General features: G+C 64.8%; 22 protein-coding genes. 7 read left to right on the top strand and 15 right to left on the bottom strand.

Annotation, left to right across the window (positions count from 1 at the left end; translation table 11 throughout):
- Nucleotides 1-23: 23 nt before the first annotated feature.
- The 4 genes from K4A76_RS10165 to pgm all read right to left on the bottom strand — a co-directional run bounded on the left by K4A76_RS10165 (nt 24) and on the right by pgm (nt 5,664).
- Entirely contained in the window at nt 24-2,429 is a 2,406-nt protein-coding gene (locus tag K4A76_RS10165) for a TonB-dependent receptor (RefSeq protein ID WP_274412081.1), read from the bottom strand.
- Between the two features lie 66 nt (nt 2,430-2,495).
- Complete coding sequence (locus tag K4A76_RS10160) at nt 2,496-3,440, bottom strand: FecR domain-containing protein (RefSeq protein ID WP_212623399.1); 945 nt, start codon at nt 3,438-3,440, stop codon at nt 2,496-2,498.
- Nucleotides 3,437-3,949, bottom strand: a complete 513-nt coding sequence (locus K4A76_RS10155; protein ID WP_274412080.1) for a sigma-70 family RNA polymerase sigma factor — start codon at nt 3,947-3,949, stop codon at nt 3,437-3,439. The genes K4A76_RS10160 and K4A76_RS10155 overlap by 4 nt, the downstream gene beginning before the upstream one ends.
- 77 nt (nt 3,950-4,026) lie before the next feature.
- Nucleotides 4,027-5,664, bottom strand: a complete 1,638-nt coding sequence (pgm, locus tag K4A76_RS10150; protein ID WP_054912736.1) for a phosphoglucomutase (alpha-D-glucose-1,6-bisphosphate-dependent) — start codon at nt 5,662-5,664, stop codon at nt 4,027-4,029.
- Nucleotides 5,665-5,868: 204 nt separating this feature from the next.
- Between pgm and K4A76_RS10145 the strand changes: the two genes are divergently transcribed.
- On the top strand, nt 5,869-6,516 hold the full coding sequence (locus K4A76_RS10145) for a DUF1345 domain-containing protein (RefSeq protein WP_009686521.1): 648 nt from the start codon (nt 5,869-5,871) through the stop codon (nt 6,514-6,516).
- 274 nt (nt 6,517-6,790) lie between these two features.
- Entirely contained in the window at nt 6,791-7,051 is a 261-nt protein-coding gene (locus K4A76_RS10140; RefSeq protein WP_009686520.1) for a DUF1652 domain-containing protein, read from the top strand.
- On the opposite strand, the gene K4A76_RS10135 is transcribed toward K4A76_RS10140, so the two are convergent.
- The 4 genes from K4A76_RS10135 to K4A76_RS10120 all read right to left on the bottom strand — a co-directional run bounded on the left by K4A76_RS10135 (nt 7,048) and on the right by K4A76_RS10120 (nt 11,790).
- Entirely contained in the window at nt 7,048-9,138 is a 2,091-nt protein-coding gene (locus K4A76_RS10135; RefSeq protein ID WP_274412079.1) for a putative bifunctional diguanylate cyclase/phosphodiesterase, read from the bottom strand. The two genes, K4A76_RS10140 and K4A76_RS10135, sit on opposite strands and share 4 nt — an antisense overlap.
- Before the next feature lie 173 nt (nt 9,139-9,311).
- Nucleotides 9,312-10,244, bottom strand: coding sequence for a catechol 1,2-dioxygenase (gene catA, locus K4A76_RS10130; protein WP_274412078.1), 933 nt, complete (start codon nt 10,242-10,244; stop codon nt 9,312-9,314).
- Nucleotides 10,245-10,279: 35 nt separating this feature from the next.
- Nucleotides 10,280-10,570, bottom strand: coding sequence for a muconolactone Delta-isomerase (gene catC, locus K4A76_RS10125; RefSeq protein WP_182389033.1), 291 nt, complete (start codon nt 10,568-10,570; stop codon nt 10,280-10,282).
- Between the two features lie 98 nt (nt 10,571-10,668).
- Complete coding sequence (locus K4A76_RS10120) at nt 10,669-11,790, bottom strand: muconate cycloisomerase family protein (protein ID WP_274412077.1); 1,122 nt, start codon at nt 11,788-11,790, stop codon at nt 10,669-10,671.
- A gap of 135 nt (nt 11,791-11,925) precedes the next feature.
- Between K4A76_RS10120 and K4A76_RS10115 the strand changes: the two genes are divergently transcribed.
- The 3 genes from K4A76_RS10115 to K4A76_RS10105 all read left to right on the top strand — a co-directional run bounded on the left by K4A76_RS10115 (nt 11,926) and on the right by K4A76_RS10105 (nt 15,001).
- Nucleotides 11,926-12,798: a LysR family transcriptional regulator gene (locus K4A76_RS10115; protein ID WP_009686514.1), complete on the top strand. Its 873-nt coding sequence runs from the start codon at nt 11,926-11,928 to the stop codon at nt 12,796-12,798.
- A gap of 135 nt (nt 12,799-12,933) precedes the next feature.
- Nucleotides 12,934-13,701: an SDR family NAD(P)-dependent oxidoreductase gene (locus K4A76_RS10110; protein ID WP_054912732.1), complete on the top strand. Its 768-nt coding sequence runs from the start codon at nt 12,934-12,936 to the stop codon at nt 13,699-13,701.
- Between the two features lie 28 nt (nt 13,702-13,729).
- Nucleotides 13,730-15,001 (top strand): D-arabinono-1,4-lactone oxidase, encoded by a 1,272-nt coding sequence (locus K4A76_RS10105; RefSeq protein WP_274412076.1) that lies wholly within the window; start codon nt 13,730-13,732, stop codon nt 14,999-15,001.
- Nucleotides 15,002-15,091: 90 nt separating this feature from the next.
- Here the strand turns inward: K4A76_RS10105 and K4A76_RS10100 are convergent, their stop codons facing one another.
- The 5 genes from K4A76_RS10100 to K4A76_RS10080 all read right to left on the bottom strand — a co-directional run bounded on the left by K4A76_RS10100 (nt 15,092) and on the right by K4A76_RS10080 (nt 21,593).
- Nucleotides 15,092-15,889 (bottom strand): helix-turn-helix domain-containing protein, encoded by a 798-nt coding sequence (locus tag K4A76_RS10100; protein WP_274412075.1) that lies wholly within the window; start codon nt 15,887-15,889, stop codon nt 15,092-15,094.
- A gap of 114 nt (nt 15,890-16,003) precedes the next feature.
- A complete protein-coding gene (gene eutH, locus K4A76_RS10095; RefSeq protein WP_029887056.1) occupies nt 16,004-17,236 on the bottom strand; it encodes an ethanolamine utilization protein EutH in 1,233 nt (410 codons plus the stop codon).
- Nucleotides 17,237-17,420: 184 nt separating this feature from the next.
- Nucleotides 17,421-18,476, bottom strand: coding sequence for a lipocalin-like domain-containing protein (locus tag K4A76_RS10090; RefSeq protein WP_274412074.1), 1,056 nt, complete (start codon nt 18,474-18,476; stop codon nt 17,421-17,423).
- On the bottom strand, nt 18,466-20,928 hold the full coding sequence (locus tag K4A76_RS10085; RefSeq protein ID WP_274412073.1) for an FtsX-like permease family protein: 2,463 nt from the start codon (nt 20,926-20,928) through the stop codon (nt 18,466-18,468). The genes K4A76_RS10090 and K4A76_RS10085 overlap by 11 nt, the downstream gene beginning before the upstream one ends.
- A complete protein-coding gene (locus tag K4A76_RS10080) occupies nt 20,925-21,593 on the bottom strand; it encodes an ABC transporter ATP-binding protein (RefSeq protein ID WP_274412072.1) in 669 nt (222 codons plus the stop codon). The genes K4A76_RS10085 and K4A76_RS10080 overlap by 4 nt, the downstream gene beginning before the upstream one ends.
- Before the next feature lie 200 nt (nt 21,594-21,793).
- On the opposite strand from K4A76_RS10080, the gene K4A76_RS10075 reads away from it, so the two are divergent.
- Together K4A76_RS10075 and K4A76_RS10070 are read left to right on the top strand one after the other, a co-directional pair.
- On the top strand, nt 21,794-22,861 hold the full coding sequence (locus tag K4A76_RS10075) for an aromatic ring-hydroxylating dioxygenase subunit alpha (RefSeq protein ID WP_054905548.1): 1,068 nt from the start codon (nt 21,794-21,796) through the stop codon (nt 22,859-22,861).
- A 12-nt stretch (nt 22,862-22,873) separates the two neighbouring features.
- Nucleotides 22,874-23,824, top strand: coding sequence for a PDR/VanB family oxidoreductase (locus K4A76_RS10070; protein ID WP_274412071.1), 951 nt, complete (start codon nt 22,874-22,876; stop codon nt 23,822-23,824).
- On the opposite strand, the gene K4A76_RS10065 is transcribed toward K4A76_RS10070, so the two are convergent.
- Nucleotides 23,804-24,544: a GntR family transcriptional regulator gene (locus K4A76_RS10065; protein WP_009686503.1), complete on the bottom strand. Its 741-nt coding sequence runs from the start codon at nt 24,542-24,544 to the stop codon at nt 23,804-23,806. The two genes, K4A76_RS10070 and K4A76_RS10065, sit on opposite strands and share 21 nt — an antisense overlap.
- Before the next feature lie 56 nt (nt 24,545-24,600).
- The gene (locus tag K4A76_RS10060; protein ID WP_173888623.1) at nt 24,601-25,938 is read right to left on the bottom strand and encodes an MFS transporter; all 1,338 of its coding nucleotides are present in this window, start codon (nt 25,936-25,938) and stop codon (nt 24,601-24,603) included.
- Between the last annotated feature and the right edge of the window lie 549 nt (nt 25,939-26,487).

The raw sequence follows: 26,487 nt of genomic DNA, 5'->3' as shown, positions 1-26,487 counted from the left end.
TCCTACAGGGGACCGTGCAAGGCTTAGAAGCCGACCGTGGCAGACAGCAGATAGGTGCGTGGGGTCGACAGGGTCAGGCCCGGCTCGCTGTCATCCGAGGCCCCTGCCGAGCTCCAGTAGCGGTCATCCAGCACGTTCTCGACACTGGCACGCAATGTGACCTCGGTCTCATCCACCTTGAACGCGTAGCGCGCCCCCAGGTCATAGCGCTCCCAGCCATCGATCTTCTTGCTGTTGTTCTGGTCCAGGTACTGCGAGCTGGAGTGGATACCGCGTGCTGTCAGGGTCAAGCCTTTGACCCCCGGCACGTCCCACTCGCCCCCCAGGTTCACGTTGTACTCCGGCGTGGCCGGGGCGCGGTTGCCGTCGTAGGCGCCATCGACGGTGTCGGTCAGCTCGCTGTCGATGTACATCACCCCACCCAGTACCCGCACACCCTGCACAGGCTCACCGAACACACTCAGCTCGATGCCGCGGTTGTCACGCTTGCCATTGGGGCCGAACACCCGCGAAGTCGGGTTGGTTTCGTAGGCCGGCTGGCGAATGCGGAACGCGCTGGCGGTGAAGGCCACCTGGCCAAAGTCATACTTGGCCCCGACCTCGACCTGGCGGCTGGTGAATGGCGGAAATATCTGGTCTTCGTTGACCGAGGTCGACGGGGCGATCTTGCCTTGGCTCAGGCCTTCCATGTAATTGGCGTACAGCGACAACTGCTCGGTGACCTTGAGCAGCACCCCGCCAGAGGGCGAGACCTTTTCTTCGTCATAGGCGGTGTCGCCTTTGACGCCATCACTCCAGTCATCCACTTGCACCCGCTGCCAGCGCGCGCCCAGGGTCAGCAGAAGGCGGTCGTCGAAAAAGCCCAGGGTGTCGGCCAGGGCCACGCCGGAGAAGCGGTTTTCCGTGTAGACCTTCGAATCGAAGCGGGTGGGTGTGCCCGGCGTGGGTGTGGCCACCGGGTGGTAGAGGTTGCTGGGTGCGGCGGCATAACGGGCGCCGCCGTTGGTGAAGTCCATGTAGTAATAGCTGGCGGCCAGGTTCAGTTCGTGGCTGACCGGCCCGGTCTGCAACCACTTGCGCAGGCCAGCCATGGCGGTACGCACAGATTCATCGCGGGTAAAGTCGCGGGGCTGCACACTGAAATCGCCGGCGTCATTGATGATCGACACGTTGTGGCGCAGGAAGTCATGGTTGCTCTTGCGCGCGCCGACCGCACCGTAGGCCAGCAGCGAATCACTGATATCGTATTCGGCATTCAGTGCGCCAAAGGTGTCATTGGTGCGCGCCTTGCTCCAGGCCTGGGCATAGTTGTGGCGCACGTCATCGGCATCCGGCACCTTGGCGTTGGCGCCGATCAGCACACGCTCCTGCGGCGCATCGGTATCGCGCTCGGTGTGGCCCAGGTCGGCCGACAGGCGCAGGCGCTCGCCGCGAAAATCCAGGCCCAGCACCGCCATCTGGCGATCGACAGCCTGGTGGTCCCATGCAGTATCGCCGGCTTGCTTGACGCCGTTGAAGCGCACACCGAACTGGTCACCTTCGCCGAAGCGCCGGCCGATATCCACGGCACCCCCCACCTGGCTGTCGGAGGCATAGCTGCCGGTGAACGTGGTAATCGGCTTGTCGCCAGCGCGCTTGGGTTGCACGTTGATGCCACCGCCTACGCTGCCCCGGGGCGATATGCCGTTGAGCAACTGGCTGGGGCCTTTGATGATGTCGACCCGCTCGGCCATTTCCATGTCGATCGAATAGGTCGGCAAGATCCCGTACAGGCCGTTGTAGGCGACATCACTGTTGAACAGGCTGAAGCCGCGAATGGTGAATTGTTCGAAGCGCCCGCCGGCGGGGTTGGTGGCCCGCACCGAGGGGTCGCTGGCGATGAGCTCGCCCAAGGTGCGGGCCTGCTGGTTCTTGACCACCTCGCTGGTGTAACTGGTGATGCTGAAGGAGGTTTCCATGAAGTCCCGCGAGCCGAGCAGGCCTTGTGCGCCCTGGCGTGCCACCTGGCCGCCAGCGTAGGGCTGCGATTGGCCAGGGGCGACCAGCCCGCCGACGATACTGGTAGGGGCGATTTCCAGGGCGCTACCGGCCTGGGGGGCCGGCACCAGGGTGAAGGCCCCTTCACCCACCGGGAGCCATTGCAGGCCGCTGCCCCGCAGCAATTGGGCAAACCCTTCGTCAACACTGTAGGCGCCAGACAGGCCAGCGCTCTGCCGGCCTTGCACCAGTGCCGGGTCCAGCGAAAGGCTGACGCCCGCCTGGTCGGCGAAGCGGGTCAACGCGGCCCCCAGGCTGGCGGGCGCTACTTGGTATGTGCGGCGCACGGGCTCATCGGCCCAGGCCGGTGAACACAGCAACAGGCTCATGGCGAACAACGGATGCGCGGCGCGCGCCAGTGGGCGCAGGCGGCAGGACTTTACTGCTGGCATTGAACAAGGCTCCCCTTTATTTTCTCCTACCGGTAATGACCGGCGAGTGAAAAAAAGGGGACAGCCTCATGCACGATTTTCTCGCGCAGACAAACTGACCCAGTAACGGGTGCGTGACTGCACCTGCAACGGCAGGCTTGCAGCCAGCAAGGCCAGCACCCGGTCGGTGTCGTCAAGGCGGAAGGTGCCGGTGACGCGCAGCCGCTCCAGCGCGGGCGCCCAGCGCAGCACCCCGGGGCGGTAGCGACGCAGCTCGTGCAACAGTTCGCCCAGCGGCCGGTCGTCCAGCCGCAGCACCCCTTCGCGCCAGCCCAGCCGCCAAGGGTCCAGCCCGCTGACCGCGCCGACGCCAGTTGCCTGCAAGCTGGCCTGCTGCCCTGCCAGCAGCGTGCGTGCCGGGCCATGGGCCGGCTGGAGCTGGGCCCTGCCGTTGAGCACCGACACCCGGCAGGCGTCGCCCAACAGGCGCAAGCACACCTCGGCATCGCCTAGCAGCACCTGGCCCTCGGGCACGTGCAAGGCCAGTTGCAGATGCGCAGGCACCTTTACGGCAACCTCCCCGCGCAGCAAGGTCAGGCGCCGTGCACCGAGGTCGAGATCGACCGCGCTGTCGGTATTCAACTGCAGGAACGTCCCGTCGCTCAACAGTACCTGGCGCTGCTCCCCCACCGCGGTACGCAGGTCGGCCGCCCAGGCATCCAAGGGCAGCTCACGGCTTGCCAGCCACGCCGCCGGCAGCACCGCCGCCACGCCCAGGGCGCGCTTGAGCAGCGCCCGTCGGCCGGCATCCGGGCGGTCCAGCGTGGCCATTGCCAACGCCCCTGGCAGCCCGGAGAAGCGCGCGCGCAACAAGGCTGCCTTGTGCCACGCCTGCTCATGCAGGCTGCTGCTGGCGCGCCATTGCGCGAGCCGCTGCAGGTCCTTGTCGCTGGCGTCGCCGGAATCCAGCAGTGCCAGCCAACGGGCAGCGGCACGCACGGCCTCGCGGGTTTCGGCGCTAGGTTGGGTCATTGCAGATCGGCCAACAGGCAATGCTCGTAAGCCTGCGCCATGTAACGTTTGACCGAGCGCTCGCACACACCCAGCCGCTTGCCGATTTCGGCATAGCCCAGGCCTTCCAGCTGGCTCCAGAGAAACGCCCTGCGCACCGGCGGCTTCAGGCCGTCGAGCAGTTCATCCAGTGCTTGCAGGGTTTCCAGCACGATCCAGCGCTGCTCGGGCGACGGTACATGCTGTTCAGGCAACTGCGCCAAGGCATCCATGTAGGCCTGCTCCAGGCTGCGGCGCTGGTGGAAGTTGCTGAGCAGGCGCTTGCCCACGGTAAGCAGGTAGGCGCGTGGCTCGCGGATGTCTGCCAGCGGCTGAGCACTGGCCAGCACCCGCAGGAACGTATCCTGGCTGAGGTCGGCGGCATCCCAGGCATTGCCCATGCGCCGGCGCAGCCAGCTTTCCAGCCAGCTGCGATGCTCCCGGTACAGGGCAGGCAGGATAGGCTCTTGTGGCGGCGCGGCGTCGATCATGGGAAGGCCCTGCGGCGGCGTAAATAGGATTAATTCTAATTTACATCGCGCCGCAGTTCCAAGTGCTTTGTTGCCGGTCAGGCGATGGCAGCGTCCACCAGCACCTGCGCTTCCTGCACCAGGCGCTGCAGGTGGGCCTCGTCGATGAAGCTTTCGGCGTAGATCTTGTAGATGTCTTCGGTGCCTGACGGGCGTGCGGCGAACCAACCGTTGGCAGTCATCACCTTCAGCCCGCCAATCGCCTGGCCATTACCCGGGGCGTGGCTGAGGATCTGCACGATCGGCTCACCGGCCAGCTCGGTGGATTTCACCTGCTCCGGTGCCAGCTTGCTCAGCAGCGCCTTCTGCCGCGCATCGGCCTTGGCCTCGACGCGGGTGGCATACGGTTTGCCCAGTGCCTCGGTCAGGTCGGCATAGGCCTGGCTCGGGTTGCGCCCGGTACGGGCGGTCATCTCGGCAGCCAGCAGCGCGGGGATCAGGCCGTCCTTGTCGGTGGCCCACACCGAGCCATCGCGGCGCAGGAACGATGCCCCTGCACTTTCTTCGCCACCAAAACCGAGAGTGCCGTCGAACAGGCCTTGGGCAAAGAACTTGAAGCCCACCGGCACTTCATACAGCTCGCGGCCCAGGCGCTGGGTAACCCGATCGATCAGGCCGCTGGACACCACGGTCTTGCCCACGGCGGCATCGCTGCGCCATTGCGGGCGATGGCGGTACAGGTAATCGATGGCCACGGCCAGGTAGTTGTTCGGCTGCAGCAGGCCATCGGCCGTGACGATGCCATGGCGATCGTGGTCCGGGTCGCAGGCGAACGCCACGTCGAAGCGGTCGCGCAGGCCGATCAGGCCCTGCATCGCATACGGCGAGGATGGGTCCATGCGGATCTGGCCATCCCAGTCGACGGTCATGAAGCGGAAGGTCGGGTCGACCTCGGTATTCACCACTTCCAGGTCGAGTTGGTAATGCTTGGCGATCGCCGACCAGTAACGCACCCCTGCCCCACCCAGGGGGTCTACGCCCAGGCGCAGCTTGGCAGCACGGATGACGTCGAAGTCGATGACGTTTTCCAGGTCGGCCACATAGTGGCTGACGTAGTCATGGCGCTGGGTGGTGGCCGCCTGCAGGGCCTGGGCATGGTCCATGCGCTTGACGCCGGCCAGGTTGGCCGCCAGTAAGTCGTTGGCCTTGGCTTCGATCCACTTGGTCACGTCGCTGTCGGCCGGGCCGCCATTGGGCGGGTTGTACTTGAAGCCACCGCTTTGCGGCGGGTTGTGCGACGGGGTGATGACGATGCCGTCGGCCAGGCCCTGGGTACGGCCACGGTTATGGCAGAGGATGGCGTGCGACACGGCCGGGGTTGGCGTGTATTCGTCATCCTTGGACAGCATGACCTGCACGCCGTTGGCGGCCAGCACTTCCAGGGCGCTGGCGGCGGCTGGGGCCGACAGGGCGTGAGTGTCGGCGCCGATGAACAGCGGGCCATCGATGCCTTTTTCCTGGCGGTACAGGCAGATCGCCTGGGTGATGGCCAGGACGTGGTACTCGTTGAAACTCAATTCAAGCGAAGTGCCACGGTGCCCCGAGGTGCCGAAGGCCACCCGCTGGGCCGCCACGGCGGCGTCTGGGCGGCCGGTGTAGTAGGCGGTGAGCAGCCGGGGAATATCGACCAGCACGCTGGCTGGTGCCGGCTTGCCTGCCAAAGGACTGAGCTTCATGCAAAAACCTCGAGTTCAACAGATGTTGGTGTTGGAACGTGCAGTGTACTGAGAGTTGCAAGGGTGTGCGATGGGCGCCAGCAAACAACACCGGCGTTGCCGCAGGCCACCCTGCCGCTGCCGGCCTGAAGCGCCCGGTGACCTGCCACCGGGTTGGCCACGACAGGCTAGAGTGATAGCCATATCGACCGAGAAAGAGGCCCCATGGCTTTCCACCGCCTGACCCGTACACACCCCCGCCTGAGCATCGCCGCCGTGGTCGGCCTGCTGGGCGGCTGGCTGATACCCGCTGGCGACAGCGTGCAGCATATCCTCGCTGGCTGGAACCTGGGGGTCTGGCTGTATCTGCTGCTGGTGCTGTACCTGAGCTGCAGCGCCAACCCGGAGAAAGTCCGCCAGGTGGCCCGCATCGAAGATGAAAATGCCGGCCTGGTGCTGCTGACGGTGTGCATTGCCGCCATCGCCAGCCTGGCCGCAGTGACGCTGCAACTGGTGTCCAGCCGCGGCCTGCAGGGCAGCGCACAGGCCCTGCACTACCTGTACACCGGCCTGACGGTGGCGGGGTCCTGGTTGATGATCGGTTGCATCTTCAGCCTGCACTATGCGCGGTTGTTCTACACCGGGCGGCAGCATGAACCCCCCCTGCGATTTGCCGATGGCGAACGCAACCCCGACTACTGGGACTTCCACTACTTCTCGTTCACCATCAGCGTGGCCGTGCAGACCTCCGACGTAGGGGTGGCCGGGCGTGGCTTGCGCCGGGTAGTGCTGGCGCATTCATTGGTGGGGTTCGTGTTCAACACGGCGATCCTGGGGTTCACCATCAACATCGCGGCCGGTTTGCTGGGTTGAGCACGCCGTTCGTCTGAAAGCCAGGGGCCAGGGCCGACAGTGCAACCCGCAGAAAACCTGCGCCGGGGCGTGCATCCAGCAGGCGAAAACGTTTGCCCCGAGGGCTTTGGCACTGCGCCGGCGGGGCCGCAGATGTGACCGTTGTCATGCAACAGTACATTTGTCATGTTCGCCGCTGAGAATCGCGCATTGCAGGTGCTATGTTTACTTACCCGGCGGCCGCATCGATGTGGCCACCCGCCCACTACGTCCAGGCACGGACCAGGAGGCTGGCATGAACAAGATGACGTTCCCCAACGCCTGCCAGGTGATGCGCTGGCATTTCCACCCGCTGGGCTTCGAGGCCAGCATGGATGCGCCACGCAGCATGGTCGCGCGGTTATTCGACCGAGCCACCGGAGAAACCGTGCTGGCGATTGCCGGCATACCGTGTGCGGCAATCATGGCCGCCGCCGATGTCGAACGCATCATCGAGGCCGTCGAGGCCGAGATGGATGCCTTCGCCCCCGCCTTTACCTTGCGCGACGCCGGTTAACCGGCAGACTTGGCCCCCGGGCCCATCGCTTGCAGCTTGCTCAGAAATTGCTCGGCCGGTACGGGTTGCCCCAACAGGTAGCCCTGCAGCGAGTCACAGCCCAGGCGGGTCAGAAACGCCTGCTGCCGGTCAGTTTCTACCCCTTCGGCGACGATTCGCAGCCCCAGTGCCTGGCCTAGCGCGACAATGGCCGACACGATCGCGGCGTCATCGCTGTCCTGTTCCAGTTCGCGCACGAAGCCGCGGTCGATCTTCAGTTCGTTGGCGGGCAGGCGCTTGAGGTACATCAGGCTGGAATAACCGGTACCGAAATCATCAATGGACAGGTCCACGCCCATATCGGACAAGCGCTGCAGCACTGTGAGGCTGGCATCGGCGTCATGCATGGCGGTGGTTTCGGTAATTTCCAGGGTCAGGCAGTTGGCTGGCAGGCCATTGTGCTGCAAGGCCTGGGCCACGCTGTCGACCAACCCGCAATGGCTGAACTGGATAGCCGACAGGTTGACCGCCATGCGCCACTGATGATGGCCTTGGTCCAGCCAGAGACGCATCTGCCGGCAGGCTTCGTTGAGCACCCATTCGCCAATCGGGATGATCAGGCCGGTTTTTTCTGCCAGCGCGATGAAGCGGTCAGGCATCAGCAACCCCTGCTGCGGGTGCTCCCAGCGCAACAAGGCTTCGGCACCGATGGGCTGGCAAGCCTGGGCGTCGAACTTGGGCTGGTAGTGCAAGCGGAACTGGCGCTGCGCCACGGCCTGGCGCAAGTCCTGCAGCAACTGCAACTGCTGGCGGGCGTTGCTGTTCATCGACACGTCGAAGAACCTGTAGCCATTCTTGCCGGCGCTCTTGGCATGGTACATGGCCGCGTCGGCATTGCGCAGCAGCTCGTGCTGGTCCTGGCCATTGCCCGGGTAAAGGACGATACCCAGGCTGGCCGACAACTGCAGGTCGTGCTCGGCCACCCGGAATGGCCGTGACACCAGGTTGACCTGCTTGACCGCCACGTCCATGGCATCGTCGGGTTCCTGCAACTGCACCAGCAGCACGAACTCATCGCCACCGATCCGTGCCAGGGTGTCCTGGCTGTGCAGGTGGCCGCGCAGGCGGGCGGCCACGGCCTTGAGCAGCAGGTCGCCAATGTGGTGGCCAAACGCATCGTTGACCGGTTTGAAACCGTCCAGGTCGATGAACATCAGGGCAAAACAGCCGCCCTGCTCCGCCACCCTGGCAATCGCCTGCTCGATGCGGTCGGCCAGCAAGGTGCGGTTGGGCAGGTCTGTCAGGGTGTCGTGCAGGGCCAGCTGGGTCAGTTCCTGGTTGGCCAAGGTCAGCGAACGGGCCAGCTCTGCGGTGCGCACCTCCAGGCGCGCGTCCAGCACCGAGGTCAACAAGGCTACCGCCAACACTGACAAGGTGGTGATAAGCACCAGGTAGACCAGGCCATCGCCTTGCAGGCCACCGCCCGCCAGCGCCCCGCAGAAGCTGCCATCCGGGAAGTTCGCCGCTGCCATGCCGGTGTAGTGCATGCCCACGATGGCCAAGCCCATTACCACTGCTGCCAGGCCGCGAATCTGCCGCACATAGGGTGTGTGCGCACGCAGGCGGAAGGCGATCCACAATGCCGCCGCCGAGGCACCGACAGCAATCAGCAGCGAGGCGCCGAACAGTGTCGGGTCATAATCGATGCCTGGCAGCATGCGCATCGCCGCCATGCCGGTGTAGTGCATGCAGGCAATGCCTGCCCCCATGATCAGCGCGCCAAACGCCAATTGCAGACCTGGCAGGCTTGGCTGGCTGACCAGCCACAAGGCAAAGCCCGATGAAAGCACGGCGATCAACAGCGAGAACGCGGTCAGGCCCAGGTCATACCCCAGGTCGATGGGCAGGCTGAAGGCGAGCATGCCCACGAAGTGCATGGACCAGACGCCCATCCCCATGGCCAGTGCGCCACCGAACATCCACAAGTGGGCAGCCCGGCCCTTGGCCGTGGCGATGCGGCCGGCCAGGTCAAGGGCGGTATAGGACGCCAGGATCGCCACGCACAGCGAAATCAACACCAGCGAAGAGGAGTAGCTACCGGTCAGCATGGGGGTTTCCAGCACTGGGACGGAAGTCCCGGAAAAAGCTGACGATTGTACTCAAGCTTTGGCGAAACGCACGGGGTTTTTGCGAATGGGAATGGATCCAAAAAAGCCTGTGGCGGGTTTGCTAACGGAGCCGGTGCCGCGGCGGATCGCACCGGCTTTGCGGGTGTGTGCGGCTAACCTTGCAAGGCCCGCGGGCGGTGGCTGCGTGCCTCGGCTTGCGGCGCCGTGGCCGCCTGCAGATGGAAGTCGAAGGCCAGCTCGGCAAAGCGTCCACCCTGCACGCCACGGTCATGGGCTGCCGCGGCATCCTCGACAAAGCGCAGCTCGCCAATCAACCCGTCGCGGGTGGCATAAGCGAAGTCATCCCACAGGTACCGGTCGCCAGCAAAATTGATCTGGGTGGTCAGGTGCCGGTGCCCAGGTGCCGAAATGAAGAAGTGCACGTGCGCCGGGCGCTGGCCGTGACGACCGAGCTGGTCCAGGCACTCCTGGGTAGGCCCCTGTGGGTCGCAGCCGTAGCCCGACGGCACGATCGAGCGCGCCCGGTAGCGGCCCTCGGCATCGGTGACGATGCGGCGGCGCAAGTTGTACGCGGACTGGCTCGAATCGAAGTACGAGTACGTGCCTTGGGTGTTGGCGTGCCACAGGTCGACGGTCGCGCCCGCCAACGGCTGGCCGTCGGCAGCAAAGACCTGGCCGTGCAGGAACATCACCACCCCAGGGTCGGTGCCGTCATCCATGCGCGCCTCCCCTTCTGCCAGCGGGGCACCGGCAACGTACAGCGGCCCTTCGATGGTGCGCGGGGTGCCCCCGCCCAGGCCGGCCTCGGCATCCTTGGCATCCTGCAGCAAGTCGAGGAAGTGCTCGATGCCCAGGCCGGCGGCCAACAGCCCTGCCTCGTTACGGCCGCCCAGGCGGTTGAGGTAGTCGATGGCGTGCCAGAACTCATCCTCGCTGACCTCCAGGTCTTCGATCAGGCGTGCAGTGTCCTGCAGCACGCGGCGGATGATCTTCTTGAAGCGCGGGTTGCCTTCGGCATGGTCCAGCCCGGCGACCTTGTCGAAGAACGCCTGGATGTCAGCAGTGTGGGAAATGTTCACGGTCATCGTACTCACCTCGTATTGTTCTTGTTCAGCAGCAATCAGCGGTCGTCGCTGTGGACCGACGAGGGGTGCCGGCACAGGCCGTCAACCTCGATGTCCATGTACGGGAACAGCGGCAACTGCATCAGGGTGTCGTGCAGGGCCTCGACGCTAGGCACATCGAACACGCTGTAGTTGGCGTAGTGCCCGGCAATGCGCCACAAGTGGCGCCAGGTGCCTTCGCGCTGCAGCCGCTGGGCCAACGCCTTTTCATCGGCCTTGAGCTGGGCAGCGGTGGCCGGGTTCATGTCGACCGGCAGTTTCACCGTCATCTTCACGTGGAACAGCATGCAGGTTTCTCCTTTCTTGCGTCAGCTTCAAAAGCTGGCAGGGCTTTGCCCAAGTGGGCTCCCCGCCGTGGTGTGCGCGTGCGCCTGCAGCCTGCAGCTCAGCGCCTGGCGAAGCGCGCCAGGCGCGTTTCGTCCAGGGTCAGCCCCAGACCGGGGGTGCGCGCAATGTGCAAGTGGAAATCGCGATACTGCGGCGGCTCGTTGACGATTTCCTCGGTCAGCAACAATGGCCCGAACAATTCGGTACCCCAGGTCAGCTGGCGCAGGGTGAGGAAGGCATGGGCCGAGGCCAGCGTGCCTATCGAGCCTTCCAGCATGGTGCCGCCGTACAGGGCGATACCGGCAGCATCGGCGATCTGCGCGGTGCGCAGCACAGCGCGTGGGCCACCGTTCTTGGCGATTTTCAAGGCGAAGATGCTGGCGGCGCCGTCGGCAGCCAGGCTGAAGGCGTCTTCGACGCTTTCGATCGACTCATCGGCCATGATCGGTGCCGGGCTGCGCTGGTTCAGGCGCACCTGTCCAGCGCGGTTGATGCGCGAAATCGGCTGCTCGATCAGGTCGATGCCGTTGTCGCCCAGCACCTGGCATGCCCGCAGCGCCTGGGACTCGTCCCAGTACTGGTTGACGTCGACCCGCACGCTGGCGCTGTCGCCCAGTTCGCGCTTGATCGCCACCACATGCCTGAGGTCCTGGTCCACCGGGTTGGCACCGATCTTCAGCTTGAACACCCGGTGGCGGCGTATTTCCAGCATGTGTTGGGCTTCGGCGATATCACGCGCGGTGTCGCCGCTGGCCAGGGTCCAGGCCACCTCCAGGCTGTCGCGTACACGGCCGCCCAGCAGTTCGCTGACCGGCAGGCCCAGGCGCTTGCCCTGGGCGTCGAGCAACGCGCTTTCGAGCCCGGACTTGGCAAAGGTGTTGCCTTTGGCCAATTTGTCCAGCTTGAGCATGGCCGCGTTGATGTTGTCTGCCGGCAGGCCGAGCAGCGCCGGGGCCAGGTACGCGTCGATGTTGGCCTTGATACCCTCGGGGCTTTCGTAGCCGTAGGCCAGGCCGCCAATGGTGGTGGCCTCGCCCAGGCCTTCCACGCCATCGCTGCAGCGCACGCGCAATACCACCAGGGTCTGCTGCTGCAGGGTGTGCATTGCCAGCTTGTGCGGGCGAATGGTGGGCAGGTCGACGATGACTGCCTCGATACGTTCAATCAGCGCGCTTGTCATTGTTGCCAGGTCTCGTCAGGTCGGGCGGGCGAAGGCCAGCCCGAATGGTGCATGTGCTTGCTTGTGCGAAGATTGCGCGAGACCCTGCGCAGCGTCCAATATCATATGAATCTCTCACCATACCCTGGAGGTCTGATGGAGCTACGCCACCTGCGCTACTTCAAGGTCCTGGCAGAAACCTTGAACTTCACCCGCGCCGCTGAGCTGCTGCACATTGCCCAGCCACCGCTGAGCCGGCAGATCAGCCAGCTCGAAGACGAGCTCGGCACCCTGTTGGTCGCGCGCGAACGCCCGCTGCGGCTGACCGATGCAGGCCGTTTTTTCTATGAGCAAACCTGCACCGTGCTGCAGCAGTTGCAGAGCATCAACGACAACACCCGGCGTATCGGCCAGGGCCAGCGCCAGTGGCTGGGCATCGGTTTTGCCCCCTCCACCCTGTACACCGTGCTGCCCGACTTGATCCGCGAGCTGCGCCAGGACAGCGACCTGGAGCTGGGCCTGAGCGAAATGACCACGCTGCAGCAGGTGCAAGCCCTGAAAAGCGGGCGTATCGACATTGCCTTTGGCCGCATCCGCATCGACGACCCGGCCATTGAGCAGCAGGTATTGTGCGAGGACCCGCTGGTAGCGGTGCTACCCAAGGGCCACCCGCTGTCTGCCAGCCCATTGAGCCTGGCGCAACTGGCGGCGGAGGCGTTCATCCTTTACCCGGCCAACCCCCGGCCCAGTTATGCCGACCATGTGCTGGCGCTGTTTGCCCAGCACGGCATGAGCATCCGGGTCAGCCAGTGGGCCAATGAGTTGCAGACAGCGATCGGCCTGGTGGCAGTAGGTGTCGGTATCACCCTGGTACCGGCATCGGTGCAGCAGCAGCACCGCACCGACATTGAATACGTGGGCCTGCTGGACAGCAGCGCGGTCAGCCCGATCATTCTCAGCCGCCGCCAGGGGGATATCAGCCCGATGGTGCAGCGTTGCCTGGCCTTGCTCGCACGGCAGGCTGGCTGAGCCCACTGCGTGCAGCCCGCCCCCGTATACCCATCGGTATATGGATGTTCCCGTTGATCTGTTTCATGCTCGGCCACGCGAATCGCGAAACGCCCGGGCAACAAACACTTCAACAAAGATCTTCGGGAGTCGAACATGGCGGGACGTCTAAACGGCAAGGTAGCGCTGATCACGGGTGGCGCGGGTGGCTGCGGGCTGGCCGCCTCGCAACTGTTCGCGGCAGAGGGGGCGCGGGTCGGCATTGTCGACCTGCCCGGCAGCGACGGCGCAGCGGTTGCGCGACAACTGCGCGAAGCCGGCCACCAAGCGGTTTTCGCCGCAGCCGATGTGTCGGACGCACAGCAAGTCAAGGCCGCTGTCGCCACCGTGGAGGCAGCCTTCGGCCACATCACCGTATTGATGAACCACGCCGGCATCCTTTCGGCTGTCCCCTTCCTCGACACCAGCGAAGAAGAATGGGACCGGATCATGGCCGTGAACGTGAAAAGCATGTTCCTGGTCACCCGTGCGGTGCTGCCAGGCATGCTCGCAGCCGGCGGCGGCAGCATCGTGTGTACCTCCTCCATATCGGCCGTGGTCGGCACGCCGATGGAAGTCCTGTATTGCACCAGCAAGGGCGCCACCCATATGTTCGCCCGGGCCATTGCCGTGGAGTTCCGTGACCGCGGTATCCGCGCCAATGCCATTTGCCCGGGTTTCATTGCCACAGCCCACGGCCTGCGGGAAATCGACATGCTGCGCAAGCACGGTGTGGACGTCAGCGAACAGGCCATCGCGGCCGCCCAGGGGCGCCTGTGCCAACCCGCCGAGGTGGCCAGCGCCGCCTTGTTCCTGGCCAGTGACGACGCCAGTTTCGTCAACGGCGCGCACCTGTTCGCGGATAACGGCTACACCGCGGTCTGACCTCAAGCACGCCAAGCAGGAGAATGACGTGAGCACTTCCTCCAATAACATGCACATCAACGAATTCGGCCTGGACCACGCGCACTGGCGCAACTGGGCCGGTAACCAGTCCTGCATTCGCGCGGCACGCGGGGCGCCGGGCAGCGAAGACGAACTGTGCACGCTGGTCAACCAGGCCAGCCGCAACGGCATGAACGTTCGGGTGGCCGGTTCCGGGCATTCGTTCACCCCGGTAGCGCTGACCAATGGCCTGCACCTGACGCTGGCCAACATGAGCGGCGTACGCCATGTCGACCACGCCAGAAAGCGCGTCACCGCCGCTGCCGGCACCACCATCAATGCCTTCGGCAAGGCCCTGCGGGCGGCTGGCCTGTCGATGGTCAACCAGGGCGACATCGACAGCCAGTCGATTGCCGGGGCACTCACCACCGGTACTCACGGCACAGGCCTCACCCTGGGCAACCTGGCCTCGTCGATAGTGGGCATGAAGCTGGTGCAACCCAACGGCGACATTCTCGTCGTCGACGAAAGCACCCCTGACCTGCTGCAGGCGGGCCGCGTTTCCCTGGGTGTGCTGGGCATCGTCAGCGAACTGACCTTGCAGGTGACCGACAGCTTCAACCTGCACGAGCGCATTTGGCGCGAAGACTTCGAGAGCGTGATGGACAGGCACGACGAACTGGCGCGCAAGCATCGCCATTTCAGTTTCTTCTGGTGCCCCACCGAGCAGAGCCGGCACTGCTATTGCCTGCCCGACACCGCGGCCACCAGTAGGAGCGGGCGCACCACCGACGTGTGCGAAGTCAAGGTCATGGACATTACGGATCGCCCCGCCTGGGAAAGCGCATTCGAGAAGGTCGCGTACAGCTCGGATGTGTACCCGATCGAGTACCTGCCCAATTTCCATGAACTGGAGTACGCCGTGCCGCTGCGCCACAGCAAGGAAGCCCTGCGGGCAGTGCGCAAGCTGATGCTGGAAGACTTCCCGCAAGCCATCTACCCCATCGAGTACCGGTTCACGGCAGGTGACGGCGCCTGGATGAGCCCGTTCTTCGAACAGGACAGCGTGACCATTTCGGTTTCCGGCGAGCCGGGCACCGATTACTGGGACTACTTGCGCGCGGTGGACCAGATCCTGCGGTCGTATGGCGCCCGGCCGCATTGGGGCAAGTTGCATTTCCTGACGGGCGAGGATGTTAGCGCCATCTACCCGCGTGCCGAGGACTTCCGCAAGCTGCGCCGGCAGTTGGACCCGCAGGGCACCTACCTGAGCGAACACCTCAGCCCGCTGTTCAAATAAGCACCCCGCTCCTGGCGCACCTGGCAACGTGCCGGGGCGGGCTTGCACCGCGTACGGGCCGCGCAGCGTCCCACTGCCGGCAACGCGGTGCTATGCCTTGGCCAGATAATCGATGAACAGGCGAAACAGTTCGGCGTTGGTGGAAATGTCCAGCCGCTGGTAGATGTTGTGCTTGTGCACCTTCACCGTCCCCTCCGAGATATTCAACTGCCGGGCAATCGAGGCGTTGCTGTGCCCTTGCAGCAACAGCTTGGCGATCAAACGCTGGGTCTCGGTCAACTGCCCCTGCAGGATTTCCACGAAGGCATCCTCCAGCACGGCGCCTTCCGGCGATGCCCGCAGGCACTCGGCAAAGCGCAGCCGACAGTGCTGGCCGAACAGCGCGGCCAGCAATGGCGCCAGGTCCGCCAGCAGCGCCATTTCCGCCGCGCTGAAGTCCCCACTGCGCTGATGGCGCATCAGCGAATAGACCATGGCCACCTGGGGCTGCAACGGCATGATGAACCCCACCTCTTCCACTGCCGTGCCGTAGCCGGAGGCCACGCAAGGGTGGATATCACGGGAGATGGCGAAACCTGAAGAGAAGAAGCAGTCGGGCGCCAGTTCACTCATGCGCCACAGCCCGGCTGGGTGCTCGTTGATGCAGGCCACATAAAACGGGTCCAGCAAGTAACCGCCGCGCACATAGGCGTTCAGGGTGCGCTCGCTGACGCTGTGGTTGTAGCCGTTATGCACCAGCACGGCCGGCTGGTTGAACTGGAACAGGTACGCGCAGCTCATGTCGAACGCCAGCTTGTCGCCTACCACCTTGTCCAGCGCCGGCCCGAAGTGTTCGCTGCCGATCGCTTCGATCAGCGCAGCCAGCCCGTTCGCTTCGTCTTTTGTCATTGTTCACCACGCTCTCATGCACCAAAGCCTCATGACCTTACCGCCTTGGCCAGCCAAAAGCACAAAATCCGGGGCGCCCTGGACGCTCCGGATCAAATGCACGACGCTTTACGCTCAGGACGGCTCGGGCGCCACCGCGAAGGCGCCTGCGGCGTCGTCCTGGCGCCCCATTTCCTGCGCCTTGGGCACGGCCAGCCAACTGGCCAGCAGCATGGCAATCAGGCCGCCACTGAGCTTGCCAATCATCAGCGGCAGGATCAGCGAGGGCTGGAAGTTTGCCGAGAAGGCCATGTGGTCGCCGAAGGTGAATGCCGCGCACACCGAAAAGGCAATCACCAACACCTTGTCCTTGGGCGGCATCTCGCTGACCAGGCGGAACATGGCGAGGATATTGGCCGAAGCCGCCAGCACACCCGCAGCCCCGACCCCAGACATGCCGAAGCGCGATGCCACGCGCTCGATCGGCCGCGCCAGAAAGCGCTTGAGCAAATGCACCATGGGGAATGCCCCGCACAGCATCAGGCCGACGTAGCCGGCAATCTCCAGGGCGCGGAACTGGTCATCGGCATCGGCGATGATCGGCGCGAAGCCCCAACTGCCGAATACATGGCTGAACAGCCCGGTGAAGTACTGCACGATCGACGCCACCAGTACCAGCACCACGGCGATGTACATGAACTGCCCGAGCTTGAGGAACAGGTACACCATCAGTGCCGGGCAGTAACGCAGCGCCGCCGCCAGGGCAATGCAGAACAGGATCAAGGGCATCAGGTTGCGCAGCAGCATCGCCCAGGAAAAATGCAAGGCCTGGGTGGCGGCACCGGTGGTTGCGATATCCGGGCGCACCCCCAGGTCCAGTCCCTGCATGGCCATGGCGATGATCATGATGCTCAAGGGAATGGCCAGCAGCCCAGCCATGATGCCCAGTGCCATGTACTTGTGATCGACCTTGCGCAGCATGGCCAACCCGACCGGGATGACGAAAATGATCGTCGAACCACTCTGGAACCCGGTGATCAGGCCGAGGATCCAGCCTTCCGGGCTTTGCGCCAGGGCCTTGGCCAACTGGTAGCCGCCCATGTCCGAGGCGATGAAGATAGGCCCCGCGGTGCCAGGGTCGGCGCCCATCAACTGGAACAGCGGCGCGATTACCTGGCTGATGCCGGCTGAAATGTACGGGATCGCGGCCATGATGCCAGCGACCGGGATGAAGATCGGGCCGATGCTGTGCAGCCCGGCGATGAACTCCTGGCCCAGCTCGCCTTCGGGGTTATAGATGGATGCCAATGCACCCAGTACCGCACACACCATGATCACGTAGATGACATAGGTACCGATGCTTTCCATTTGCCGCCTCATTTTTAGAGTTGTGGGGTTGGCAGGTCTGAAAGGTCACAGGGGCATCGTTGTTTTTATGCTGAGCAAGGCGTGCCCCGTCGAGCATTCAAGCTAAGCGGCGGGGGGTGGGCTGTCCATATACCGGGAGGTATATACCCCTGCAAAAGAGAGTGCCGTGCCCGGTTCGAAATGCTTAATACCCGGTCATTTCCAGGTACCCACGGCCACCGGCACTGCCGCTCAAACGCACCGGCCCTTCCCAATACGGGAAGCGCGTCTGCATCCACGCCTGCGGCTGAACAGCATCGACCTGCACATCCACCCCGTGCTCAGGCACCTGCACCCGCCAGCGGGTCGGCAGCTGCTTGCCATTGCCCTGTGGGGCCCAGGCCAGCGGCTGCAAGCGGATCTGTGCCGGCAACAGCGCTACCCCCTGGCCCTGCGGGTCGATCCAGGTGCCGGCGCGATACGCCTCCCCGTGCGCTTCGCGCACCTGGAACAGCATCAGCTTGGCGCCGCTGTCCAGGTGCAGCGAGAACCAGTCCCAGCCCGTTTGCCCGGCGGCCAGCGGCTGGCTGCTCCATTCCCGGTCCAGCCAGGCCTGGCCAGTCACCGCGATGCACAGGCCGTCGCGCTCGACCTCGCCGCGCACCCGGTAGAACGGCTGGCTGTAGTAGTAAGAAGCCTGGCCCTTGCCCGACTTTTCGCTGTAGCCTTGCTGGCCGTGCAGCACCAGAGGCCGCTCGCTGCGCAACTGCAGGTCGTAGCGAAAACCTTTGCCAGCGGCCGTCATGCGCAGGTTGTCGATACCGCCCGGCCCCTGCAGCGACCAATCGTCGATCCACGCCCGAAACGGCTGGGCCTGCACACCCGCCTGGCCAATCCCGCCACGGGCCAGGGTTTCAGCTGACCGATGGCCGCCGGGGCCGGTCAACGCGGCGTGGCCCATCCACAGGTTCGGGCTCTGCCAATCGCCGGTCTCCGGGCCGGGGCGTAGGGCTGAGCGGAACAGCGTCCACTGCGCGCCCCAGTCACGCCCTTGGGTGTCTTTGAGGTTGGTGGTGACGTACCACCACTCGATGCGGAAACCATCGTGGGCCGCATGGTCCCGTGGGAATTCCAGGCGATGGCCCCGGGTGACCTGGCTGAACCCGCCTGCCGGCTGGCCGAGGCCGGCATAGCTTTGCGGTGCCGGCTGATCACAGCCGCACAACAGGCTGCAGAGCAACAGCCAGGCTTTACGTTTCATCGGCAAACGGCCTCAACAGTTCGCGCGGCTGACGCCGGGCCAGTTGCCAGAGTGGCCAGGCGCTGGCCAACAGGCTGGTGAGCAGGCCCAGCAGGGCCAGTTGCAGCAACTGGGCGGGGAACACATGCAGCGGCAAACGCCAGCCGAATGCCTGAACATTCACCACCGCGACCAGGCACCAGGCCAGCAACAGGCCCAACGGCAGCGCCAACAGCACGGTCAGGCTGCTGAGCAGCAGTGCCTGGCCAAGGCTCAGCCACACCAGCTGGGTACGTTGTACCCCCAGGGCCCATAGCGGCGCCAGCTGGCGCAGACGGGACTGGCCCAAGGTCAGCAGGTTGATGAACAGCGCCACACCGGCCACGCCCAGGGTCAGGCTGTTGAGCGCGGCGGTGGCGGCGAAGGTGCGGTTGAATACCTCGGTCGACCACCGCTTCAACTGCGCCTGCTCCACTACCCGGCTATCGTCGAGGTGAAAGCGCTGTTGCAACGCGGCTTTCAAGGCGGCCCCCCGGGGGTCGAGCAGGTCGACGCTCAAGCCTGTCAACGCAGCATCCGGCCAATGCGCGCGCAGCGATTGGGCATTCACCAGCATTTGGCCCTTGGGGTTGCCATAGTCGGCGTACAGGCCAACGACGAGCAGGCGGCGAGACGGGTCCGTGGGCAGTTTCAGGTGGTCCCCCAGGTGCAAACGCAACCGCCGCGCCAGCTGCTCACTGAGCATCACGGCCTGCCCATCGGCCAATAGCTGCCAGGCATGCGGCTGCTGTTCCAGCAACGGCCACCGGTTGTGATAAACGGGGTGGTCGACAATGCCCTGCACCTGGACCGGCCAGCCTTGCAACTGCGTTTCGACGCGCCAGCCAGGCAGAACCACCCGCACGGCAGGTTGCTGCTCCAACCACTGGGCTATCTGCACGCCTTGCGCGGTATCGCTTGGGCTTACGTACAGGTCGGCGGACAAGCGCTGGTCCAGCCAGCCGACAAAGGTCTTGCGAAAGCCCTCGGTCATGCTGCCCACGCCCACGCTGGCAGCCAGCGCCAGCAGCAAGGCCATCAGCGCCAGGCTCAAGGCAGGCAACTGCTGGCGGCTGTCGGCAACGAACCACTGGGCCAACGGCCGCTGACAACGGCGCGCCAACCAGGCCAGCACCCTGTCGAGCCAGGCTGGCAACGCCAATGCCGCCCCCAGCAACAGCGCCGCCAGCATACCGAAGGCGCTGGGCAGGCTGTCACCGAACACCCCACAAGCTGACGCCAGCACCAGCAACAGGCCCGCTACCCAAGCCTGACGCCTCAGCCACGGCCCCTGTGCCAGGCGCCATGCTTGCGGCTGCGCCAACGCCAGCAAGGCCAAGCGTGCGGCGCGCAGGATGCTGCCCAGCCCGGCCAGCAGTGCACCGATTACGCTGACCAGCACGCCCCACAACCACCACTGCGCAGGCAGGTTCAGCGTGCCTGCGACCTGCGCGCCATACAGCCCGCGCAGGCTGGCGGCGACATCGGGCAGCAACCAGGCCGCCACCGCGTAGCCACTGGCAACCCCGGCCAGCCCGCCGAGCACTGCGAACAGCCCCAGCTCCAGCCCCAGGGCACACAGCAGGGTAGCCAGGCTGACACCACAGGCGCGCAGGTTGCGAATCAGCCCGCGCCGCTGTTCCAATGCCAGGCCAATCGCGGCATGGGCAATGAACAGGCCGACGACGAAGGCCAACAGGCCTAGCGCAGTGAGGTTGAGGTGGAAGCTGTCGGTCAGGCGCTGCAAACCGCCATCATCCTGCCGGGGTTGCAGGACAAGGTCCGCCGCAATGTCGGCAGGCAAAGGCCCCGGGCTTGCCGCTACCAGCAGGCGTGACAACTGCCGCGGTGCCTGCAGCAAGGCCTGCGCGTGGCCGATATCGACCACGATCACCCCTGGGGCCAGCTCGGCTTGCACCAGCAACCGTGGCAGCGGTTGCCCATCGCGGTCGTGGGCCACCTGCCCTGCGGTCATGTTCAACAGGCGCAAGGTGTCTGGCCCGACCCAGGCCTGCCCGGGCACGCCGATGAACGCCTGCAGGTCGAACGCCTGGGGCTGCACCCCGGCGATACTGCTGGCCGCCGGCAGGCTCAATGGCTCGATGCCGATCAGGCGCACACTGCGCCCGGGCTCGCCTGGCAGGCGCAGGCGCCCCTCCAGCACCGGCGACACCGCCCAACCCAGCCTGCGCAGTTGCACGTACAGCGCCTGGTCAAAGCGTTCGCCGTGGCGTGGCAGCAGTTGCGTCTGCAGTGGCCCGGCCAGTACCGCACTGGCCCTGGCGTAGTCGCTGCGTGCCTGGGTGTTCAAGGCCTGCACCCCGGTCCATAGCGCCGTGGCCAGCCACAGCCCGGTGAAGATGCTGAAAAACTGCACGCGGTGGCGCCGCCAGTGGCTGAGCAATGCCAACAGGGCCAGCGACAGCAGCCTCATGCGCCCTGCCCGCTGCGCACACGGCCACCCTGCAGGTAGCAACGTTGCTGCAGCCGCGCCGCCAGCCGGGGGCTGTGGGTGACCATCAGCAGGCCACTGCCAGCCTCGCTGACCAGTTGCAGCAACAGGCTCAGCACTTCGTCGCTGGTGGCTTCGTCAAGGCTGCCGGTGGGTTCGTCAGCCAATAACCAGGCCGGGCGCCCAGCCAATGCGCGGCCGATGGCCACGCGTTGCTGCTGGCCGCCCGACAATTGTTCAGGGTAACGCCCGAGCAGGTCAGCCAGGCCCAGACGCTGAGCCAGGTGGGCGCCCCATTCGGGGTCGTGCCGGTTGGCCAGCCGGGCCTGGAATGCCAGGTTGCTGCCCACGTCCAGGCTGCTGATCAGGTTGTACTGCTGGAACACCAGGCCAATCCCCTGTCGCCGCCACAGTGCCAGGGACGCCTCCGAGCGGCTGTCCAGGGCACTGCCGTCAATCAGGATGCGCCCGCTGTCGGCACGGTCCAGGCCGGCCACCAGGTGCAGCAAGGTGCTCTTGCCACTGCCAGACTCGCCCATCAAGGCCAGGCTGCTGCCGCGCGGCAGGCACAGGTCGACGCCCTGCAACACCGGCAACGGCCCTTGGGGGGTGGCAAATGATTTGTGCAGGTTTTCGATGGCCAGCATCAGGGAGCCTTGGAGTATCGGGTGACCATCCAGTAATAGCAGGTCACGGACACATAGGAGAGACGCGCCCATCAATGGATCCACAGACGATTCGATAATCGCACAAATAGCGTTGTTCATTGCGTAAATGCAGATTGACCACGCACGCGCATATGGCTCTAATGGATCCATTAAACAAAAACAAAACCTGGAGAGCCTTCATGTACCCGAAAAACACCTGGTACGTTGCCTGCACCCCTGACGAAATTGCCGACAAGCCCTTGGGCCGACAGATCTGTGGCGAAAAAATCGTCTTTTACCGTGGCCAGCAGAACCGTGTAGCCGCTGTCGAGGACTTCTGCCCGCACCGAGGCGCGCCGTTATCCCTGGGCTACGTGGAGGACGGCAACCTGGTCTGCGGCTATCACGGCCTGGTCATGGGCTGTGACGGCAAGACGGTGTCGATGCCTGGCCAGCGGGTTCGCGGCTTTCCGTGCAACAAGGCGTTTGCCGTTGTGGAGCGCCATGGCTTCATCTGGGTCTGGCCTGGCGACCAGGCGCAGGCCGACCCGGCGCTTATCCCGCACCTGGAATGGGCAGACAATGAAGAGTGGGCCTACGGCGGAGGCCTGTTCCACATTGGCTGCGACTATCGCCTGATGATCGACAACCTCATGGACCTGACCCACGAAACCTACGTGCATGCCTCCAGCATCGGCCAGAAGGAAATCGACGAAGCCCCGCCTGTCACCACCGTCACCGGCGACGAAGTGGTCACCGCCCGGCACATGGAAAACATCATGGCCCCGCCCTTCTGGCGCATGGCCCTGCGCGGCAACGGCCTGGCCGACGATGTGCCGGTGGACCGCTGGCAGATCTGCCGCTTCACCCCACCCAGCCACGTCCTGATCGAAGTGGGTGTGGCACATGCCGGCAAGGGTGGCTACCACGCTGCAGCGCAGCACAAGGCCGCGAGCATCGTGGTCGACTTCATCACCCCGGAAAGCGACACCTCGATCTGGTACTTCTGGGGCATGGCGCGCAATTTTGCCGCGCACGACCAGAACCTGACCGCCGACATCCGCGAGGGCCAGGGCAAGATTTTCAGCGAGGACCTGGAAATGCTCGAGCGCCAGCAACAGAACCTGCTGGCCAACCCTGGGCGCAACCTGCTGAAGCTGAACATCGATGCCGGTGGCGTGCAATCGCGCAAGGTGCTGGAGCGGGTCATCGCCAAAGAGCGTGCAGCACAGCCGCAATTGATCGCCACCAGCGCCACCCCTGCCTGAGGAGCCACCGACATGATCGATGCCATCGTGGTATCCCGTAACGATGAAGCGCAGGGTATCTGCAGTTTCGAGTTGGCCTCGGCAGATGGCAGCCTGCTGCCGGCATTCAGCGCCGGGGCCCACATTGACGTGCACCTGCCCGATGGCCTGGTGCGCCAGTATTCGCTGTGCAACCACCCGCAAGAGCGCCACCGCTACCTGATCGGCGTACTTCATGACCCGGCTTCGCGGGGCGGCTCACGCAGCCTGCACGAGCAGGTGCAGGTCGGCGCGCGGCTGCAGATCAGTGCGCCGCGCAACCTGTTCCCGCTGGCCGATGGGGCGCGGCGCAGCCTGCTGTTTGCCGGCGGCATCGGCATTACCCCGATCCTGTGCATGGCCGAGCAGTTGGCCCACAGTGGCCACGATTTCGAGCTGCACTACTGCGCCCGCTCCAGTGAGCGTGCCGCATTCGTCGAGCGTATCCGCAACGCGCCCTTTGCCGACCGCTTGTTCGTGCATTTTGACCAGCAGCCGGAAACGGCGCTTGACGCTCGCCAGGTGCTGGGCAACCCGCAAGCTGACGTGCACCTGTATGTGTGCGGGCCGGGCGGGTTCATGCAGCATGTGCTGGGCAGCGCCAGGGAGCTGGGCTGGCAGGAGGCCAACCTGCACCGCGAGTATTTCGCAGCCGCACCCGTGGACGCCAGCAACGACGGCAGCTTCTCGGTACAGGTCAACAGCACCGGCCAAGTGTTCGAGGTGCCAGCCGACCAGACCGTGGTACAGGTACTGGAGCAAAACGGCATCGAGATCGCCATGTCGTGCGAGCAAGGTATTTGCGGCACGTGCCTGACCCGCGTACTGCAGGGCACGCCAGACCACCGCGACCTGTTCCTGACCGAAGATGAACAAGCCCTCAACGATCAGTTCACGCCTTGCTGCTCGCGCGCGAAAACACCGTTACTGGTGCTGGATATCTGAAGCGGCCAGCGCGCTGGGAAGGATCACCTGCATGCCGGTGCCCGAGGCGTTTGCGCCGAAGGTTTCGGCATAGCGCAAGGTTGCATTGGCATGCTCGCGCATGATCGCTTCGGCGCGGGCACCCTGGCGGTTGACCAGGGCATCGAACACGGCATGGTGCTGCATGTGGGCGAAGTTGAAGCGCCGGTATTCACGGGCCAGGTCGTGGCGGTCTACCGCCAGCGCCGTGACCGAGGCGAATGGCAGGTGGTCGTTGCGCGCCAGCGCCACGGTAATGGCCGGGTTGTGGCTGGCTTCGATGATCACCTGGTGAAAGCGCATGTTCAGATCGTGGTAGGCCTGCAGGTCTTCTTCGGTCACGAAGCCCTTGTCGAACAGCTGGTCGCCCTCTATCAGGCACTGCTGTAGTGCCGCACGGGCCGGCGCGGCCAAGCCGCGCTCGGCAGCCTGGCGGGCGGCCAGGCCTTCGAGCACACCGCGCACCTCGACTGCTCCGGCAATGTCATCGGCGCTCACCGAACGCACTTGAAAGCCCCGGCCGCCGAAGCGGACCAGCAGGCCTTCCTGTTCGAGCGTGCGAAAGGCCATGCGCACCGGCATGCGTGAAACGCCGAACAGTTCGGCAGTGGGAACTTCCATCAGACGCTCGCCGGCCGCCAGCTCGCCTGAGGCGATCATCTTGCGCAACGCGACCAGCACCATTTGACCGGGCTTGCTCATCCAGGCAACTTCCAGGGAAACGAGCCGGCATCTTAGCGCAAGCCGGGCTCGAGTAGTCAGTGGCTCAGCGCATCGCTGACCGCCACTGGGGCCGGCCTGGGTGCGCGGAGCAGTAGCAGGCACCCCGCCGCCAGCACGAACACACTGGCAAACACCCCATACAAGTGCAGCGGCTGCCAGCCGCCATCGAGCAGCACACCCGCCACGGTGGGCGACACAATGGCGCCCATACGCCCGATGCCGATGCCCCACCCCACGCCGGTGGCGCGCACCGATGCGTCGTAGACCACCGGCGACAAGGCATACAAGCCGGCCACGCAGCCGTTGGCGAACAGCCCGATCAACAGGCCCAGGGCCAATGCCGCGCTGGCCGAGGCCCCGTTGGCCACGAACAGCACCAGCAGCGCCGCAGTGGTCAGCATGAAAAGCGCCAGCACGCGGGTAAGCGGCCAGCGCGAGGCCAGCCCGCCGATCAGCGCCGCGCCGAGGATGCCGCCCACGCTCAACAGAACACCGCCCGTAATGCCTTGCTGCGCGGACAGCCCGGCCGCCACCAGCAGCTTCGGGGTCCAGCTCATGACGAAGTAGAAACCGAACATGACCAGGAAGAACAGCAACCAGATCACCAGCGTGGTCCGGCGCATGGCCGGCGCCAACAGTTGCCGGAAACCGCTGGCACTGCCCGGCACCCTGGCCGCAAGCGCTGGCAGTTGCGCCAGTGCCGGGTGGCCTAGCCTTACCGCCAAGCGATTGACCCGCACCAGGGCGTTGGCTGGCCGGCGTGCCAGCAGAAAGTCCAGCGACTCCGGCAACCACAACCAGACCAGCGGTAACACGCAGACGGTGACGATACCGCCGAACAGAAACACCGACCGCCACCCCCACTGCCCCAGCAGCCACACCGCCAGCAAACCGCCCAGGGTTGCCCCCAGGGCATAGCCGGTGGACTGCAGGCTGACCGCCAGGCCGCGCCAGCGTTTGCTGGCATATTCGCTGGCAATGACGTTGCTGCTGGCCAGGATGCCGCCAATGCCCAGGCCCGTCAGCCCACGCAACAGGGCCAGTTGCATCGGGCTCTGGCTCAACGCCGAGAGCAGCATGCCGACCCCCGACAGCACCAAGCACAGCAGGATCAGCGGGCGCCGCCCGAAGCGGTCAGCCCAGGGTGCGATGAACAGTGAGCCCGCCGCCATGCCGAACAGGCCGGCACTGAGCAGCAAGCCCACCTGCGCCCCGTTGAGGTTCCACTCGGCAGACACCGAGGCAGCGGTAAAGGCCATGACCAGCACGTCGAAGCCGTCGATCATGTTGAGCAGGATGCATATGCCGATGGCCAGGCACTGAAAGCGCCCCATCGGGTCGTTGTCCAGGCACTGCTTGAGGTCGGTATTCATAGCGCCACCTGCCGCTTTGCAGGTGGCACAACGGCAACGCACGCGCAGGCAAAGCGCAAGGAACCCTGACGGTTCCATACCCTGGAAAAGCCATTCATGACTGAACCCTTCTTGTAGTTGTCGGCGCATCAGGCTGGAGGCCTCCAGCCGATGTCAGGCGCTAATCAAACAAATAATGGATCCACAAACAATCCATGGGGCTAACCCAAGCACGGCTCAGGCCGGTGATGACATTCTGATCAGCCAAAAATCAAAAATTTAAATCATAATTATCAATACTTTACATATTCATGATTACCGTTAATTCGCGTTCGTTTATCGAACAGATTCAGTACATGGATCCATATCGATCACGGCATTACCGCATAGGCCTGTCATCGCACCCGGCGCCATGAACAAATCTTCATATAGCGCCCCAGCGCCCTGACCATGCGGCGCACAGCGCAAGCCAGGCTACCGCCAGCCACCACCCGGCTTGAGGCTGCCGGGTGGGTTGCGTAGCATCCCCCGCCCGTTCGCGCGCCTGCACATTGGCGCGTAACCCGCATA

The organism is Pseudomonas sp. NEEL19, assembly GCF_028751975.1.
In the GTDB taxonomy this organism is placed as follows: Bacteria; Pseudomonadota; Gammaproteobacteria; order Pseudomonadales; family Pseudomonadaceae; genus Aquipseudomonas; species Aquipseudomonas juntendi.
Note: the sequence above shows the minus strand (reverse complement) of the source record. Positions and strands in the feature narration are given on the sequence as shown.

What these genes read in the sequence shown, in the direction of transcription:
- K4A76_RS10165 (WP_274412081.1), bottom strand. Translation starts at nt 2,429, where the DNA reads ATGCCAGCAGTAAAGTCCTGCCGCCTGCGCCCACTGGCGCGCGCCGCG.
- K4A76_RS10160 (WP_212623399.1), bottom strand. Translation starts at nt 3,440, where the DNA reads ATGACCCAACCTAGCGCCGAAACCCGCGAGGCCGTGCGTGCCGCTGCC.
- K4A76_RS10155 (WP_274412080.1), bottom strand. Translation starts at nt 3,949, where the DNA reads ATGATCGACGCCGCGCCGCCACAAGAGCCTATCCTGCCTGCCCTGTAC.
- pgm (WP_054912736.1), bottom strand. Translation starts at nt 5,664, where the DNA reads ATGAAGCTCAGTCCTTTGGCAGGCAAGCCGGCACCAGCCAGCGTGCTG.
- K4A76_RS10145 (WP_009686521.1), top strand. Translation starts at nt 5,869, where the DNA reads ATGGCTTTCCACCGCCTGACCCGTACACACCCCCGCCTGAGCATCGCC.
- K4A76_RS10140 (WP_009686520.1), top strand. Translation starts at nt 6,791, where the DNA reads ATGAACAAGATGACGTTCCCCAACGCCTGCCAGGTGATGCGCTGGCAT.
- K4A76_RS10135 (WP_274412079.1), bottom strand. Translation starts at nt 9,138, where the DNA reads ATGCTGACCGGTAGCTACTCCTCTTCGCTGGTGTTGATTTCGCTGTGC.
- catA (WP_274412078.1), bottom strand. Translation starts at nt 10,244, where the DNA reads ATGACCGTGAACATTTCCCACACTGCTGACATCCAGGCGTTCTTCGAC.
- catC (WP_182389033.1), bottom strand. Translation starts at nt 10,570, where the DNA reads ATGCTGTTCCACGTGAAGATGACGGTGAAACTGCCGGTCGACATGAAC.
- K4A76_RS10120 (WP_274412077.1), bottom strand. Translation starts at nt 11,790, where the DNA reads ATGACAAGCGCGCTGATTGAACGTATCGAGGCAGTCATCGTCGACCTG.
- K4A76_RS10115 (WP_009686514.1), top strand. Translation starts at nt 11,926, where the DNA reads ATGGAGCTACGCCACCTGCGCTACTTCAAGGTCCTGGCAGAAACCTTG.
- K4A76_RS10110 (WP_054912732.1), top strand. Translation starts at nt 12,934, where the DNA reads ATGGCGGGACGTCTAAACGGCAAGGTAGCGCTGATCACGGGTGGCGCG.
- K4A76_RS10100 (WP_274412075.1), bottom strand. Translation starts at nt 15,889, where the DNA reads ATGACAAAAGACGAAGCGAACGGGCTGGCTGCGCTGATCGAAGCGATC.
- eutH (WP_029887056.1), bottom strand. Translation starts at nt 17,236, where the DNA reads ATGGAAAGCATCGGTACCTATGTCATCTACGTGATCATGGTGTGTGCG.
- K4A76_RS10090 (WP_274412074.1), bottom strand. Translation starts at nt 18,476, where the DNA reads ATGAAACGTAAAGCCTGGCTGTTGCTCTGCAGCCTGTTGTGCGGCTGT.
- K4A76_RS10085 (WP_274412073.1), bottom strand. Translation starts at nt 20,928, where the DNA reads ATGAGGCTGCTGTCGCTGGCCCTGTTGGCATTGCTCAGCCACTGGCGG.
- K4A76_RS10080 (WP_274412072.1), bottom strand. Translation starts at nt 21,593, where the DNA reads ATGCTGGCCATCGAAAACCTGCACAAATCATTTGCCACCCCCCAAGGG.
- K4A76_RS10075 (WP_054905548.1), top strand. Translation starts at nt 21,794, where the DNA reads ATGTACCCGAAAAACACCTGGTACGTTGCCTGCACCCCTGACGAAATT.
- K4A76_RS10070 (WP_274412071.1), top strand. Translation starts at nt 22,874, where the DNA reads ATGATCGATGCCATCGTGGTATCCCGTAACGATGAAGCGCAGGGTATC.
- K4A76_RS10065 (WP_009686503.1), bottom strand. Translation starts at nt 24,544, where the DNA reads ATGAGCAAGCCCGGTCAAATGGTGCTGGTCGCGTTGCGCAAGATGATC.
- K4A76_RS10060 (WP_173888623.1), bottom strand. Translation starts at nt 25,938, where the DNA reads ATGAATACCGACCTCAAGCAGTGCCTGGACAACGACCCGATGGGGCGC.